The organism is Sporomusaceae bacterium ACPt, assembly GCA_041428575.1.
Lineage (GTDB): Bacteria > Bacillota > Negativicutes > Sporomusales > Sporomusaceae > Sporomusa_D > Sporomusa_D carbonis.
The window spans coordinates 3,246,664-3,261,643 of sequence record CP155570.1; the positions used below are offsets into that span (position 1 = coordinate 3,246,664).

Genomic DNA, 14,980 nt, shown 5'->3' on the forward strand with positions numbered 1-14,980 from the left:
ACGTCATTACACTTTTCAACATTTATCATTTTTTTCCTGCCAAAGTGACAATTTTTTCCCAGCAGCCGGTCAGCAGCTTGTCCAGTTGGCTGGCGCAATTTTGGTATTCGGCTTCACTACCGCCGAACGGATCCGGCACATCTCCCGTTTGTCCGGCAAACTCAGCCAATGTATATACTTTAGCCGCCGCGCCCGGCGCCATACCAAGCACAGCGCGTTTATGGGCTGCTGTCATGGTCAACACCAGGTCGGCAGCTTCAGCCTGGGCAGGCTCAAGCTGTTGCGAAATATGATTGTCCAAATTCAACCCAGCCTGGCGCATAACCGCCCTGGCCGGCGCCGAAGCCGGCTGGCGACACGCCGCAAGCCCCGCCGACTCGACGGATACACTGTCCGCCATGTTGGCTTGGGCTGCCCTATGAGCCAGGAGCGCTGCCGCCATGGGGCTGCGGCACGTGTTTCCGGTGCAAACAAGCAAAATTTTGAACATCTTCGTTCAACCCCTCATATTTTGTGTCCGGAAAAAATTTCTCATACTAACAGATTGCCGTCCATAATATATGCATTCCCAAGAGTATTAAAACAATGCCGCCGACAAGCTCGGCCCGTTCGCCGATATACCGGCCTAACTTGCGGCCAAGTCCCAGTCCCATCACGGCAATGGCGAATATAACCAAGCCCAGGATAATGCTCAGGCGAAAAAGGTCAACATCAATCATTCCCAGGCTGAAGCCGGCGGCCAGCGCATCAATGCTGACACTTGCCGCCAGCATCATCAGGGCCGCACCGTGCAAGGGATTGGCAGACGAATGGTTTTCCTGACTGCTTACATTTTCTTTGACCATATTTATCCCTAAGCCTGTCAATACAAGAGCGCCGATAATGGTGGCGAAGTTTTGCACATTGGCTACCGGCCAATCAATATGATGGGCTCCCACATGTTCGACTACTGTTCCCAGCCAATGACCGATATGATAACCGGCCAAAATCATAATAATGTGAAATACGGCAAATACAACAGCCGACTGCAGGATAACCAACCGCCGCACCTTATTCATACCAATCGGCACGGCCACGGAAAATAAATCAGTTCCTAACGCTGCGCTCAGGACAAACAATTCAATAATGCTCAAGCTTCTCACCCCGCTGGCCATATCATTTTTTCGACCGTCAAATCCTGGATTTACATGGGTTTTAGCAACGGTCTGTTAATGTATATGTGCCGGTTGGCAGTGATATGTGATTATTAATTGCGGATAATGCGATAACCGGCCGCTTTGCGCATACGGTTCATGACCGCCAGTCCCAGGCCTTGCTCAGCAATGCCCTCGGCGTAAATGACATCAACAGCCTTATTGTCAAAGCTGCGAAGTGCGGTATAAAGGTTGGCGGCAATGGCGTGTGCATCGGCGTGTGACCCGTAAACAACAGTTATCGCCGCCGGCGGCAAACCGGCCGCCGTTTCGGCCGATACCACCGCGCCCACTCTTTTGCCGGCAGCCAGGGCCTGCTGCACCTCCCGCACGACGATTGAACGGTCGCCTTCAACCAAAAACATGGGGGCCAGCGGCGCGTAATGCGTATATTTCATTCCCGGCGATTTCGGCACAGCCCGGGAACCGGCCAAGGCCGGGTCAACTTCAACTTCACCCAACACGGCAGTCAGCATTTCATAAGTAATCCCGCCCGGCCGTAACAGCGTTGGCACCGGAGTGGTACAGTCGACTACTGTCGACTCAACGCCGATGGCACACGGCCCGGCGTCAATAACGGCGTCAATTTTGCCGTCCATGTCGGCCAGCACGTCCTGGGCGGCAGTCGGACTGGGACGGCCTGAGATATTGGCGCTGGGCGCGGCTACCGGCACGCCGGCCAGACGGATAAGCTCCCTGGCAATGAGCGAAGCCGGCAGCCGTACAGCCACAGTATTCAACCCGCCGGTCACGGCATCAGGCACACACGACCGGCGTTCCACGATGACAGTAAGCGGCCCTGGCCAGTATTGCCCGATTAATGCCTGAGCGCTTCCGGGTACAGACACCGCCAAATCATTAATTTTATCAGGACTGTCAATATGTAAAATAAGCGGATTGTCAGCCGGCCGGCCCTTGGCCCGGAATATCCCGGCGACCGCGTGCGCATCAAGCCCATTGGCGCCAAGGCCGTACACAGTCTCGGTCGGGAAGGCCACCAGCCCGCCCTGTTTTAATATGTCCGCCGCCGCAGCCAGTACAGATAAATCAGGCTCAGACAAATCTACTTTATAATATTTAGTACGCAATCCACATCACCTCTTGAATCACGGGGACGAATCACGGGGACGGTTCTTTTGATTCGTTTGTTCTGTCATGTTAGCGAAGTGTGAAGACTATCACCCGCTCAATGCCGCTATAATCCTTGATCACAGCTTCGGGTTTCAGCCTGCTGGTTTCATCAGCCAGCGCGGCTACCGGGCCGGCCTGATCAATGCCGACTTCGACGGCAATAAAGCCACCGGAATTGAGGTACTCAGCACCTTGAGCCACAATGCGCCGGTAGAAATTCAAGCCGTCACGCCCTCCTGCCAATGCCAGCCGGGGTTCCTGACGTACTTCCGGGCTGAGTCCGGCAATATCGTTATCCGGAATATATGGAGGGTTTGATAATAGGGCGTCAAACTTTTTGCCCAAAAGCGGCAGCAGCATATCGCCCTGAAAGAGCTCCAGCCGTGCGGCAACCCCCAGCCTCATGGCATTGTCTTGGGTAACAGCCAGGGCTTCAGGTGAAATATCGACAGCCGTGCCTGTTCCTTTAGTCAACTTGGCCAAAACACTGATAATGATTGCCCCGCTGCCTGTGCCCAAGTCGGCCACAACCGGGGTTTCCACAGCGGCCAGACGGGCGAGCGCAGTTTCAACAAGGATTTCCGTATCCGGCCGGGGAATGAGCACCGCCGGACTGACGGCAAAATCCATTCCCATAAACTCCTTGTGTCCGGTAATATAAGCCACCGGCAAGCGCATCGCCCGCCGCTTGACAACCTCGCGATAGGCCGCCAGTTCTTCAGGAGTTAACGGCTGGTCAAAATTCGTATATAAATACAGCCTGTCCTTGCCCAGGATATGGGAAAGCAGTACCTCGGCGTCCAGCCGGGGATTTTCTATTCCCTTGCCGCCGAAGTACTGCTTGGTCCAGTTTAGAATTGAGGTTATCGTCCATTGTTCACTCATATTACTCAACTTCTCTTAGTTTTTCGCTCTGCCCGGCAGTTATCAGCGCCGAAATCATCTCGTCCAAATCGCCGTCCAAAACAAAGTCCAGCTTGTGCAATGTAAGACCGATACGATGGTCGGTAACGCGGCCTTGCGGAAAATTGTAGGTCCGAATCCGCTCGCTGCGGTCGCCGGTGCCCACCTGGCTTTTGCGGGCTTCGGCCACTTCGGCGGCCTGTTCGGCCTGAGCCAGTTCCAAGAGTTTAGCCCGTAAAACCCGCATAGCTTTATCCCGGTTTTTGAGTTGGGACTTTTCGTCCTGGCACTGCACCACCACGCCTGTCGGCAAATGGGTAATGCGAACAGCCGATTCGGTTTTATTAACGTGCTGGCCGCCGGCACCGCTGGCGCAATAGGTATCAATCCTCAGATCGTTGGGATTGATATCGATATCAACATCCTCAGCTTCAGGCAGTACGGCCACCGTTACTGTCGAAGTATGAATGCGGCCGCTTGACTCGGTGGTCGGCACCCGCTGCACGCGGTGCACGCCGCTCTCATACTTAAGCCGGGAATAGGCGCCATCGCCTTCAATTGAAAAAACTACTTCCTTAAAACCACCAAGGTCAGGCGCATTGGCATCCAGTATTTCCACCCGCCAGCCCTGGTTTTCGGCATAGCGGGTGTACATGCGGAACAAATCGCCGGCAAACAGCGCGGCTTCGTCGCCGCCGGCGCCGCCTCTGATTTCTACAATAACGTTTTTATCATCATTCGGATCTTTAGGCAGCAAAAGAATCCGCAGTTCCTCTGCAAGCGAATCCGCTTTTTCCTTGGCCTCGGCATACTCGGCTTCCACCATTTCGCGGAACTCGTCGTCAAGTTTGTCTTTAAGCATCTCACGGGCATCATCAATGGCCTTGAGCGCTTTTTTATACTCGCGGAACTTTTCCACAACCGGGACCATCTTGCTATGGGCTTTCGTCAGCTTCTGCCATTCACCCATATCAGCCATAACCGCCGGGTCACTAATCCGGCCTTCCAACTCTAAAAATTTATCTTCAATCGCCTGTAGTTTATCAAGCATCAGTTTTCACCTCTACGTCTTGGTCGGGTCGTACGGCGTTCAAGGCCGCAATGGCTACTTCAATCTGGTCGTCGCTCGGTTCGCGGGTGGTTAACTGCTGCAACCATAAGCCGGGAGTAATGGCACAGGCCACCCATTTGGCCCGGCTCCGCCCGGCAAACCGGATGATCTCATAAGCAATCCCGGCCACCACCGGCAGCAGCACTACCCTGGATAAAATCCGGAGCCAAAGATCAGGCCAGCCTAAAAAGGCAAACATGACAATACTTACCACCATAACAATAAGCAAAAAGTTGGTGCCGCACCGGGGATGCAGGCGGCTGTATTTACGGATGTTTTCGACCGTAAGTTCCTGGCCTGCTTCGTAGGTGTGGATGGTCTTGTGCTCAGCGCCATGGTACTGAAACACGCGCTGAATATCTTTCATAAGTGATATTCCCAGAATATAAAGAAAAAAAATCGCCAGCCGTAATATTCCCTCAAACGTATTGAGCAAACGCGCGTCGGTTACGGCGCTATGAATATATTTAGCGGCATAAGTGGGGATGACGACAAACAGCAGTATCGCCAATCCCAGAGAAAATACCATAGTTATGGCAATTTCCCCGGTTGACAGCGTTTCTTCTTCTTCACCTGCTGCTTGAGCTGAAAATGACAAGGCTTTGAGACCGTATACCAGCGATTCAACTAAGGCCACGACACCACGCAGCATAGGTTTTTTCAAAAGGGGATAGCGGTCTGCAATCGAGGTCAGCCGCTCTTTTTGGACGGTGATAGTGCCGGACGGTTCGCGAACAGCAGTGGCAATATATTGCGGCCCGCGCATCATAACCCCTTCGATAACAGCCTGGCCGCCGACAAAAGGCTTCTTCTCACTCACGATACCCGCCTCTTTCTTAGATTATTATGAGCTGTCTCATATATAAGTACAGCAGAGCATTGCTGCTCTGCTGCCCCTCATGTGTTCAATTAGCCAAGCTGCCAATTAACCTTGAGTGTTATTGCCATAACGCTTGTTAAATCTTTCTACACGTCCGCCGGCAGCTACTTGACGCTGTTGGCCGGTATAGAACGGATGGCACTTGGAGCACACATCTACACGCAGTTCTTTTTTAACCGAACCAGTCATAAATGTATTGCCACAGCCGCAAATTACTTTAGCTTCACCAAATTTAGGATGAATTTTTTCTTGCATGTCTTGCACCTCACTTTTATAAAGCCACTTAAACACTCATAAATTATAGCACACCAAGGCAGGAGTACGCAAGTTATCTCACGGCAACTTTGTTACTATCCCGATAAACACTTCCGTGAGTCCGGGATCAAACTGGATTCCCGCATTTTTCCTGAGTTCGGCAATGGCATCAGCCTTACTTACCGGTGCCCGGTACGGGCGTTGATTGGTCATGGCGTCATAGGCGTCAGCCAAGGCCAGAATGCGGCACTCAAGCGGAATTTCTTCGCCCTTAAGTCCCAGCGGATAGCCGTTGCCATTCCACCACTCGTGATGTTTAAGCACCCAATCGGCTATAAACATAAGGTCGGGCGCCGCCCGGGCAATACGGTAACCAATCTCGGAGTGGCTGCGCATTATGGCCTGTTCCTCAGCCGTCAACCGGCCTGGTTTAAATAAAATACCGTCCGGAATACCGACTTTGCCAATGTCATGAAACTGAGCAAACAATTGCAGTTCTGCCAACTTAGCATCTGTCAGGCCAATTTGCGTACCCAACAACCGCACCAAATCCTGCAGCCGGTCGGCATGACCTTCAGTTATGAAATCCCGTACCTCCAGCGCCTTTTTCAGTGTCTGAACAATAGTGCTGCGCGTGCTGCGGCTATGGAGCAGCTTATCACGGTACATATAATTATCGGCTTCTCTCAGGAGTTCACCGGCATCATTCGATCGACCGGAACTAATCGCATAACCAACCGACATGCTTAACGTCAGGCCGGTGGAGTTATCACCGGCGGCAACACCTCCCTCCTTAATCCGCCGGCATATGCCGGCAATAGTTTCAGCGGATTGATCCTTAAGCAGCACAGCAAATTCGTCACCGCCAAATCTGGCAATAACGGCGTCGGGAGGGCACGCTTCTATTAATACTTCTGCCGCCTGGCGGAGAAGTATATCACCGCTGGCATGACCCAAAGTGTCATTAATAAGTTTCAGCCCGTCGACATCAGCGACAATAATCTGGACGTTCTCGGCAGACTCTTTGGCTCCGGCCAGACATTCTTCAAAGTGGGCGCGGTTATAAAGCCCGGTTAAGGCATCATGCCTGCCCATATAGCGCAGCCGGTTTTGCGCATGTTCCAAAGTAGCCAGCATATTGTTGATATTGGCCGCCAGTTCCGCCAATTCATCCCGGCCGGCTACCGGCAATCTGATTGTCAGATCCTTCTTTCGGGAAATTTCTTTAACTGTCCCGCTTAGGTTGGACAACCGGCTCAGCACCGCGACTTCCAAAAGACCCACCATAACGGCCCCAAACATCAACCCGGCAATAAGCAACATAACAACAAAATAGTCGAGAATTTTCTGACCCTGCCGGAAAATATCCCGGGCTTCCAGCACCCGCAGCATAAGCGCCGGTTGCCCGTAAATGTCAGGCAATACAGTATATCCGGCCACACATTTTTTATCAATCGGACTGACATATATTTGATCATGAGAAGTGAGGTAAGGCTGAGCTGAAACAAAATCAGCCGGAAGGTCACCATCCCAACTGGCAAAATCTATAGCCAACTGTACTCGCTCAGATATTCTTTCTTTTTCTGCATAATTTAAATAGCGTCCGGCCAGCAGCACGCCCCGCGACGGCGCTGTCCCCGCGCTGTCGGTTATAGCTCCGGCGGCAATCAGCATCAGGCCATCAGGCAGGCTGAGCACCCCTTTGTTAACCCCGGCATAAGCCGTTGTGCCGGCAAGCGGCTTAACGGCGGCCAGCTTGGCTGCTACTTCATCGGCTAACGGTACACTCTCGCGTTTATCCAGATCAAAGGCCCGCGCATAGATAATACGCCCGTTAATATCAGTATATACGATGACATTAAGCCGCTCTGACACAAAAGTTAAATCCACCAGGTTTTTGTCAATATATTCTTGATTGCCGTCCACAATAAATTCATAACTGTCATCCCACTGCGCCCAGTCCAGCACCACGGTCTCCAGTGTGGCAGCTTCATTTTCCACCCCGTTGACAGCCCGCTTTACATTCCGTTCAATGTCACTCCTTTCCAGCAATTTGTAACCATTAATTATAATTGCATCAGCTGTAAAATATATGCTAAACAGCAAGAGTAACAGCGTCAGGACAATGATGAGTACACTTTTTTCCCGTAGACGCACATTGTTACCGCCTTTTTTTTAAACTATCTCGCTTTATGTTAATTGAATTCTCTGAAATCGGAATTACTCCTGCAATGCACTAAAAAAAACAGCCGCCCGGCGTTAAAGCCCAGCCACTACTCCGTACCCCATATACAAGGCAGCACCCCAAATGAATACCGCCGAGGCCCTCCCCATAAGCCATAACCACCGGTCGGAGCCGTCAAGGCTGCCGATCAGCCGTCCGGCTACCGCCAACAAGAAAAACCACACCCATGATACCAACACACAGGCGGCGGTAAACATTATTTTGCCGCTGCCGATATAATTCAAGGAACTTGTACCAATAACTCCCACTGTGTCAAGAATAGCGTGCGGATTTAACAGTGACACCGATGCCGCAAACATAATTTGTTTACCGGAGGACATACCGGACACACCGGCTGTCTGGCTGCTGTCCGGCCTGCTTTGCCAGGACACCCAGCCCATATACGCCAAAAAAATAAAACCCACAGCCAGCAGCGCCGTCTTAAGCCAGGCAAAGCTCAGTATCACCAGGGAAACCCCGAGGACAGCCGCCAGGATAAGCAGCGTATCGCACACTCCGGCTGTCGCCACAGCCGGTAACGCCCGCCACAAACTGGCCTGAGCCGCGCCTTGGCTAAATACAAACAAGTTTTGCACGCCTAACGGCAGAATAAGGCCAAACGATAAAATAACGCCGTGTATGAAAGCTTCCATTAATACAGATCTACCCGCCTTTGTTTCAGTACGGGCAGTTCCTCCCTCACCTTGTTGATTGTCCTAAAATCAATTTTGCCGGTTAGTACCGTTTCTTCGTCAGCCACGCCGGCCACCACCCGCGACCAAGGGTCAATGATCAGCGAATGGCCATAGGCCTTGTACTCGGTGGCGGCATTAAGCGCCGGCGCTGCGGCAACTACATAGACCTGGTTGTCAACCGCCCGCGACCGCATCAGGAGTTCCCAGTGCGCCGGGCCGGTTACCGGCCCGAAAGCAGCAGGAAAGATTAAAATTTGCGCACCGCTTAGCGCCATCGCCCGCGCCAGTTCGGGGAACCGTACATCATAGCAAATGGCCACGCCGATTGTCCCCAGCGATGTCTTTACCACTGTTATGCTGCTGCCGGCCGCCAGTGTCCGTGATTCCTGAAAAACAGTGCCCCCCTTGATAGTAACGTCAAACAGGTGAATCTTGCGGTGACGGCCGATTAACTCGCCGGATTCGTCAAAAATAAAGCTGGTGTTATAAACATTGCCGTTTTCATCCTGCTCGGGTATCGAACCGCCCACGAGCACTACCTTGTGCTTAGCGGCACACTCGGCCAGCATGGCAATGGTTGGCCCCACCGGATAGGTTTCGGCATATTGGGGAAATAATTCCGATTGATAGGGACAATTGAACATTTCCGGCAACACAATCAAGCGGCTGCCATATCCGGCAGCTTCGCCGATCATGCGGCGCGCCTTGTTGATATTGGCCTGCTTGTCAGGCACAACTCCCAATTGACAAACACCAACTGTAAACGCTGACATAATAATCCCTCCAAATACGATTGGTAAAATAGTCCGAAAATTTTTCTCATTGAACATGGCCGGCCCGAAAGGATTTTTTGACATCGGCTGTCGAATTAATGCAGTTAGTTATACACATCAGGGAGGACAGTTTACATTCATGCAAAAGATTGCTACGACTCATCTACAGCCAGGGATGGTCATTGCCCGCAACGTTTTCAGCGCCGACGGCGTGTTACTCCTGAGCGCCGGCACTGTCTTAAATAACATTTATATTGAACGGCTGCGGCTGCTTGGCTTGAGCAGTATATATATACAAAACCCGTTGATTAGCCAGTTATCCGACAGTGAGATCATTGACACCATCCCGGAAATTGTCCGTGAGGAAACCCGGGTACAGGCCGTTCAGGTCGTACATACGGCCTTTCAAAACTTGGCAACCACACATAATATTCAAACCCGGCAATTTAAAGAAACTGCTTCAATGATTATTGACGAGGTTATCAAAAATAACGGCGCCATGATTCAATTAACCGATATTCGCTCCCGCGACGGCTATACCTTTGGCCACTCGGTCAATGTCTGCGTACTGGCCACAATGACCGGTGTGCAAATGGGCTACTCTATTCCCCAGCTCAGGGAACTTGCCCTCGGCGCTATGTTGCATGATGCCGGCAAGATGCTCGTCCCCAAAGAAATTCTGGTTAAACCCGGGCCGCTGACAGCGTGCGAAATGAAAATTATGCAACAACATCCTGACCTGGGTTTTGATATTCTTCGCCGGCAAAGCGAAATTCCCCTGCTTTCAGCCCATATTGCCTTCCAGCATCATGAAAAATTTGACGGCAGCGGCTACACCCGCAGGCTGGGCAGGACGGACATTCATGAGTATGCCAGAATTGTAGCCATTGCCGATGTTTATGATGCGATTACCTCAGACAGGCCGTACAAGGAAGGCATTTTGCCCCATGAAGCTTACGAAATTATGATGTCACTCGCCGACACCCATTTTGACCCGGCCATCCTGCAAATTTTTCTAAGCCAGATTGCCGTTTATCCGGTTGGTACGGTAGTCAAACTCAATACCGGTGAAGTCGCGATGGTTATCAGAGTTATTCCCGGCCTGCAAACCCGGCCAACAGTAAAAATTATCGCTGATGAAAATGAACAACTGTTGAAAGACGGCCGGGAACTTGATTTGACCAAACACTTAACCACGTTTATCAGTAAAGTGTTCACCGAGACTGAAGCGTTACACTTTAGTTTTATAACGCCTGTCAGGTAAATATTATCCGGTAAACGGCCAGTCCGAAAGCCGCCAGTCCCAAACCGAGGGCACCCAGCGCGCCGCTACGGTTACCTTGCTTTTTCAGCCAGGCGGCATATGTATAGGCGTGATACCACGCACCTAACGCCGCCAGTGCAATTATGTAATCCATTACCTCACCTACTGTTTGGGTTACTGTGTCTCAGGCCGCATGCCTGAAGACCGCCACATCAGGCCGGTGCGACGCACTCTGGTTGATACCGCTACCTTAAACTCGGCCTGACCGTAAAGGGTTGCCCAATCAACCGCCATATAATCACGATAAGTGGGGAAACAGGCCCGGGCCTGATAACCGAACCCCACTACATCAGTCTGCAGGTCCCGGGTTTTAATCAACATATTAGTTACTTGCTGCTCCAGGACCTTACTCACCTGAGCCTCAAGCTGTTCCCGGTAGCCGCCGGTCTCGTAGCTGATGCCGCTGCCAATACTGGTTATCTCGGCTTCTATCTTTATTGTAACATCAATGACCGGGCGTCCGTCCGTCATGACTACTTTTATTTTCGGTGAACTGCCCAGCCGGATATAGCAATTAATATTTTCCTTGGGCATAAGCGGGTCTTCCACTACAACAAAACCACGGTCAAAATCACCGTGGACGATAGCCATAGCCCGAGTCTCTTCACTTGTCAGCAAGCCGACCAGTTTATCACCTTTAAACACGGCTGTGCCTACTGCTTCGACAGAACCCCCCCCGCCTTGACGCGGCATTGCTCCGGCTATATATTCAGCGTCTTTTTCCGGTGGCATAATCTCACCAACGGCATGTCCCCCATTCCCTGGATTAAGCCCGAACAGCGCTATGATCGGCGCAGCACTGTTGCTCTTTAACCGGACATAGAATTCATGGATATTAGTACGCGGGAAAAAACTATTATCGACACTTTTCAACATCATGCTTTCAAAAAACTTGGACTGTAATGTTTCGAATATGGGCTTATTGGCTGACAGCAGACGCTGTGCTGTTGTTCTGTTGGCAACAATCAGAAACATGCTGCCACGGTATTCGCGATACCGCATGAACGGGCTCGTCACCCGGGCAAGACCTTTACGGGCCAGTTCTTCCCCAATAATTATCGCTTTGACATGAGACAATATTGACGTTCTGGACAGCGAAGAATTCAAAAGCCCTCGTGTTTCAGCCAGATTTTCGCCTTCAAACGTCAGTAACGCGGGAGGTTTCTCGCCGCCTTTGCCGCTGTCCTGACCGCCAACGGCCTGTGGTAGAGCCACCAGATACGTGACTTTAAGCTTGCCGTCCTGACCGGCATCAAGGCCCATGGCTACAATATACGCTACCTCGTCGGTTTCCTTGGCGCCATTGCAGCCTGCCGCTACCAGGGATAAGACGACCATGAATATTATAGCTATGACGCGGGCAGACATGGTTTTCTCTTCCTTTTCCCCTTAATAACGGCCGCCAAAATTATGATTGCCGGCAAGCCGTAAATTCCCGCGGCAAACAACGTCTTTGTCATCATAATATCAGCCTGGATGACTGAGGTAATATCACCGGGAAGCATGGCAATTTGCATAAGAATAAGCGTTACTGCCGGGATAAGCGGTCGCATAGCCGGCAGGGTAAGCATCCGGGTGAGGAGATATAGCCCCGTGTGCAGGCTGGCGGCGATACTAAAAATACCGATAATTACCCAAAGAATAATGAACAGCGCCTCAATCCGCTGCAGGAATATGCTGATATACACCAGGCGGGCCATTTCAAAAAACGGCAGCACCTTCTCCCGCCCGGTTTCCACCCCGAACACCATTGTGAATACCATTATTGACAGAGACCGGAGCAACGCGCTGATACCCAAACCGAATACTATGGCTTTAGCCTTGGTATGGTAATTGTGAAACGCCGATCCTAAAATAAGGATACTCAGCACGCCGACGTTAAAGTCGCCGAATATGACCGAGTCCCGGGCAAATTGCAACAAACCGTTGCCTTGCCAGGGAGCCAAATTATATACATTATACTCAGGCGCCAGCAGCGCCAGCACGATAACTAATCCAGCCACACTAAACGGCCACAGCAGATAAGTGCCTCTGGCCACCGGCTCAATGCCCCCCAGGTACACGAGCGCAGCCGCCACTGCCGCATAAAGAGCAATAATAACGCTGAACTCAATATTCGGCAGTGCTGTGAGCAGTGTGTTTTCGGCAAATTGTCTAACCAGGAGAATATAATTGACAAAAAATATGACCGCATAAGTCAGGCCGGTTAAATAAAAGCCAAACGTCCCCAGATATTTTTTAACGGCTGCCAGCAAGTCACCCTCAGTATGCCTGGTTGCATAGTTGAGTGCTAACGCTACGCCCATGCAGATAAAGCCGCCGAAAAAAGCTGCCAGCCAACCCAGACCGGCGCTCTCTTGAATTAATTGAATAGGGGTAGTAAGAAATATCCGGGGAAACACCAGAATAAACACCAGCGCCATTCCCTCGGCTATGCCCATTGTTCCGCTCTGGTAACTCATGACTTATCCTCCTTGCCAACCGGCGGCTCTTGCGCCCACTCGCGGGCAATACCGGGCTGACGGACATTATCCTGGGGATTGAGGGCGTCCGGCCGCTTTTCCTGGCGGAATACCGATCCCCGGAACACAACATCATAGCCGGCTATGGTCTTGGGACCGATGGGCGCCATATAAGGCACGCCAAATGATTTCAGCCGGCACATTACTACAACTGCTATGGATAGGCCGATAGCCACGCCAACCAATCCGAGTACAGTCGCCAGTCCCAAAAAGGCAAACCGCGCAACACGCAGCGAAAAGGCCATACGATAGTCGGGAATGGTAAACGACGCCAACCCGGTAAGAGCAATAATTACCACCATGATCGGGCTCACCAGGTTGGCTGCCACCGCGGCTTGCCCCAAAATAATCGCGCCGACAATGCCGATCGTTGACCCCAATACGCCAGGCACCCTGAGTCCGGCCTCCCTGATCAGTTCAAACGAGAGTTCCATGAAGAGGATTTCAAATATCGCCGGAAACGGCACCTTTTCCCGGGCGGCGGCAATAGCCAATGCCAGTTGGGTAGGAAGTGCCTCCTGATGAAAGTAAGCAACAGCCAGATACAGTGACGGCGTTATGACAGCAAGCAAGGTGCCAACAAGCCTCACCATTCGCATAAAACTACCTGCAGGGACTTTCAGGCTAAAATCCTCGACAAAATGAAAAAAGGTAAAAAAGTTAATCGGCACGATCATGGCAAACGGCGAGCCGGCTAAAAGTATCGCCACCCGGCCTTCGGCCAGATGAACGGCCACCCGGTCAGCCCGCTCAGTAATGAGTGATTGCGGAAATATTACTGATGGCTGGTCTTCGATAAATTGTTCCAGCATACCCATATCGATTACATAGTCGGTGCTGACACCGTCCAGCCGGCGTTTGATTTCGTCTACCAGCTCGGGGTTGGCCACCGATTTTAGATACATGACCGCGCACATTGTCGGCGCCCGGTTCCCCACGCTTTTGATCTCGGTAACCAAATCGGCAGTTGGCAAAAGGGTACGGATTAAGCCGGTATTAACCCGCAGCGCCTCTGAAAAACCGGCCTGAGCCCCTGTTACCGACTGCTCAATCTCCGGCCGTTCAACGCCACGGTGTGCATACCCCTTGGTCTCAACAATAATAGCCTGGGTTACCCCGTCAAAAAATATGGCGGTATCACCGCTGTTAACACCATTGGCGACTTCTGCAAACGTTTCAACCTGCTTGGCCTGATTGCTGGGTAAAAAGTGCTCGACAATCTTGCTGCCGATATCGCCGTCCCGGGTAAGCTGCCGGCTGTTACCAAACAGCATTAACGGCTGGAGAATAGCCAGGTTGATCACCTGTTTATCGACAAGACCGTCAATAAACACTAGCATGCCTTTCAAGGGCGGCGTGCAGGGAATATCAAATTTTCTAACCATCAAATCCATATTTAACGGCAGTGAGTATAGTTCATGCACTATTTGTTCGTTTTCAGACAAACTGGCACTGATAGCCCGGTCTTTTGCCCGGCTGGCCGTATCATAGGCCCTAAGCACAGGCCTAAGTTCAACCTGGCGTTTTTCCAATGCGGCAAGCTTTTGCTTTAACTCCGGAATTTTTTCGGCATCCCACTCCCGGCCTAAAGCGTCTTTAGCACTTGTCAATGCTTGTTCTACATCCCTGGCATGCTCCAGCAGGGACCGCATTTCCTTCGCCGCCTGCTTAAGCGGTGCTTTGCCGTCCTGCGCCTCAGCGTTTATGTTAGTGTCTTTGCGAATGTCAGACCCCTGATCGTGCTTGTTTTCGCTCAGCACAAACGGCTTAGGCTTTGAGGGCGGCTGGTAGGTAAGTGTATTTTTTATAAACCGGTAGGCCTTAAAGAGCGTATTATTTTCCATGTCCGCCTCCTGTGACAGCTATACACACCCCATAGTGTTTTCCAAATTACCCATTTTTATAAGAATTACCCTTTTATGCAAGAAAAGACTTGGCTTGGGCCAAGTCGCTTTTAGGTCGCTTGTAT

15 protein-coding genes are annotated in these 14,980 nt (G+C 51.5%); 1 reads left to right on the forward strand and 14 read right to left on the reverse strand.

Annotated elements, in window-relative coordinates; all coding sequences use genetic code 11:
* Nucleotides 1-25: 25 nt before the first annotated feature.
* From SCACP_RS16920 to SCACP_RS16965, 10 genes are all read right to left on the reverse strand, one after another.
* Nucleotides 26-490 carry a low molecular weight protein arginine phosphatase gene (locus tag SCACP_RS16920; RefSeq protein ID WP_425058662.1) on the reverse strand — a complete coding sequence of 155 codons (465 nt, stop codon included), beginning with the start codon at nucleotides 488-490 and terminating at the stop codon, nucleotides 26-28.
* A 46-nt stretch (nucleotides 491-536) separates the two neighbouring features.
* Nucleotides 537-1,133 (reverse strand): manganese efflux pump MntP family protein, encoded by a 597-nt coding sequence (locus SCACP_RS16925; RefSeq protein ID WP_425058663.1) that lies wholly within the window; start codon nucleotides 1,131-1,133, stop codon nucleotides 537-539.
* A 113-nt stretch (nucleotides 1,134-1,246) separates the two neighbouring features.
* Complete coding sequence (locus tag SCACP_RS16930) at nucleotides 1,247-2,281, reverse strand: L-threonylcarbamoyladenylate synthase (protein ID WP_425058664.1); 1,035 nt, start codon at nucleotides 2,279-2,281, stop codon at nucleotides 1,247-1,249.
* Nucleotides 2,282-2,351: 70 nt separating this feature from the next.
* Nucleotides 2,352-3,218, reverse strand: coding sequence for a peptide chain release factor N(5)-glutamine methyltransferase (gene prmC, locus SCACP_RS16935; protein WP_425058665.1), 867 nt, complete (start codon nucleotides 3,216-3,218; stop codon nucleotides 2,352-2,354).
* Entirely contained in the window at nucleotides 3,211-4,278 is a 1,068-nt protein-coding gene (gene prfA, locus SCACP_RS16940) for a peptide chain release factor 1 (protein WP_425058666.1), read from the reverse strand. The genes prmC and prfA overlap by 8 nt, the downstream gene beginning before the upstream one ends.
* Nucleotides 4,271-5,107, reverse strand: a complete 837-nt coding sequence (locus tag SCACP_RS16945) for a DUF1385 domain-containing protein (protein WP_425061430.1) — start codon at nucleotides 5,105-5,107, stop codon at nucleotides 4,271-4,273. Before SCACP_RS16945 ends, prfA begins: the two co-directional genes overlap by 8 nt.
* A gap of 156 nt (nucleotides 5,108-5,263) precedes the next feature.
* Entirely contained in the window at nucleotides 5,264-5,473 is a 210-nt protein-coding gene (gene rpmE, locus SCACP_RS16950; RefSeq protein WP_425058667.1) for a 50S ribosomal protein L31, read from the reverse strand.
* Between the two features lie 78 nt (nucleotides 5,474-5,551).
* Nucleotides 5,552-7,630 carry an HD domain-containing phosphohydrolase gene (locus tag SCACP_RS16955; protein WP_425058668.1) on the reverse strand — a complete coding sequence of 693 codons (2,079 nt, stop codon included), beginning with the start codon at nucleotides 7,628-7,630 and terminating at the stop codon, nucleotides 5,552-5,554.
* A 102-nt stretch (nucleotides 7,631-7,732) separates the two neighbouring features.
* Nucleotides 7,733-8,350 carry a LysE/ArgO family amino acid transporter gene (locus SCACP_RS16960; protein WP_425058669.1) on the reverse strand — a complete coding sequence of 206 codons (618 nt, stop codon included), beginning with the start codon at nucleotides 8,348-8,350 and terminating at the stop codon, nucleotides 7,733-7,735.
* Nucleotides 8,350-9,165, reverse strand: a complete 816-nt coding sequence (locus SCACP_RS16965; RefSeq protein ID WP_425058670.1) for a carbon-nitrogen hydrolase family protein — start codon at nucleotides 9,163-9,165, stop codon at nucleotides 8,350-8,352. Before SCACP_RS16965 ends, SCACP_RS16960 begins: the two co-directional genes overlap by 1 nt.
* Before the next feature lie 139 nt (nucleotides 9,166-9,304).
* Here SCACP_RS16965 and SCACP_RS16970 point away from each other — a divergent pair, with 139 nt between their 5' ends.
* Nucleotides 9,305-10,429 carry an HD-GYP domain-containing protein gene (locus SCACP_RS16970; RefSeq protein WP_425058671.1) on the forward strand — a complete coding sequence of 375 codons (1,125 nt, stop codon included), beginning with the start codon at nucleotides 9,305-9,307 and terminating at the stop codon, nucleotides 10,427-10,429.
* On the opposite strand, the gene SCACP_RS16975 is transcribed toward SCACP_RS16970, so the two are convergent.
* Genes SCACP_RS16975 through SCACP_RS16990 form a run of 4 tightly spaced genes read right to left on the reverse strand, consistent with a single transcriptional unit; the run spans nucleotide 10,422 to nucleotide 14,855 of the window.
* Complete coding sequence (locus SCACP_RS16975) at nucleotides 10,422-10,583, reverse strand: hypothetical protein (RefSeq protein WP_425058672.1); 162 nt, start codon at nucleotides 10,581-10,583, stop codon at nucleotides 10,422-10,424. The genes SCACP_RS16970 and SCACP_RS16975 overlap by 8 nt on opposite strands.
* 20 nt (nucleotides 10,584-10,603) lie before the next feature.
* Nucleotides 10,604-11,857, reverse strand: coding sequence for a Ger(x)C family spore germination protein (locus SCACP_RS16980; RefSeq protein ID WP_425058673.1), 1,254 nt, complete (start codon nucleotides 11,855-11,857; stop codon nucleotides 10,604-10,606).
* Nucleotides 11,839-12,951 carry a GerAB/ArcD/ProY family transporter gene (locus tag SCACP_RS16985; RefSeq protein ID WP_425058674.1) on the reverse strand — a complete coding sequence of 371 codons (1,113 nt, stop codon included), beginning with the start codon at nucleotides 12,949-12,951 and terminating at the stop codon, nucleotides 11,839-11,841. The genes SCACP_RS16980 and SCACP_RS16985 overlap by 19 nt, the downstream gene beginning before the upstream one ends.
* Nucleotides 12,948-14,855, reverse strand: coding sequence for a spore germination protein (locus SCACP_RS16990; RefSeq protein ID WP_425058675.1), 1,908 nt, complete (start codon nucleotides 14,853-14,855; stop codon nucleotides 12,948-12,950). The genes SCACP_RS16985 and SCACP_RS16990 overlap by 4 nt, the downstream gene beginning before the upstream one ends.
* Nucleotides 14,856-14,980 lie beyond the last annotated feature (125 nt).

What these genes read in the sequence shown, in the direction of transcription:
- SCACP_RS16920 (WP_425058662.1), bottom strand. Translation starts at nt 490, where the DNA reads ATGTTCAAAATTTTGCTTGTTTGCACCGGAAACACGTGCCGCAGCCCC.
- prfA (WP_425058666.1), bottom strand. Translation starts at nt 4,278, where the DNA reads ATGCTTGATAAACTACAGGCGATTGAAGATAAATTTTTAGAGTTGGAA.
- SCACP_RS16945 (WP_425061430.1), bottom strand. Translation starts at nt 5,107, where the DNA reads ATGATGCGCGGGCCGCAATATATTGCCACTGCTGTTCGCGAACCGTCC.
- rpmE (WP_425058667.1), bottom strand. Translation starts at nt 5,473, where the DNA reads ATGCAAGAAAAAATTCATCCTAAATTTGGTGAAGCTAAAGTAATTTGC.
- SCACP_RS16960 (WP_425058669.1), bottom strand. Translation starts at nt 8,350, where the DNA reads ATGGAAGCTTTCATACACGGCGTTATTTTATCGTTTGGCCTTATTCTG.
- SCACP_RS16965 (WP_425058670.1), bottom strand. Translation starts at nt 9,165, where the DNA reads ATGTCAGCGTTTACAGTTGGTGTTTGTCAATTGGGAGTTGTGCCTGAC.
- SCACP_RS16970 (WP_425058671.1), top strand. Translation starts at nt 9,305, where the DNA reads ATGCAAAAGATTGCTACGACTCATCTACAGCCAGGGATGGTCATTGCC.
- SCACP_RS16975 (WP_425058672.1), bottom strand. Translation starts at nt 10,583, where the DNA reads ATGGATTACATAATTGCACTGGCGGCGTTAGGTGCGTGGTATCACGCC.
- SCACP_RS16980 (WP_425058673.1), bottom strand. Translation starts at nt 11,857, where the DNA reads ATGTCTGCCCGCGTCATAGCTATAATATTCATGGTCGTCTTATCCCTG.
- SCACP_RS16985 (WP_425058674.1), bottom strand. Translation starts at nt 12,951, where the DNA reads ATGAGTTACCAGAGCGGAACAATGGGCATAGCCGAGGGAATGGCGCTG.
- SCACP_RS16990 (WP_425058675.1), bottom strand. Translation starts at nt 14,855, where the DNA reads ATGGAAAATAATACGCTCTTTAAGGCCTACCGGTTTATAAAAAATACA.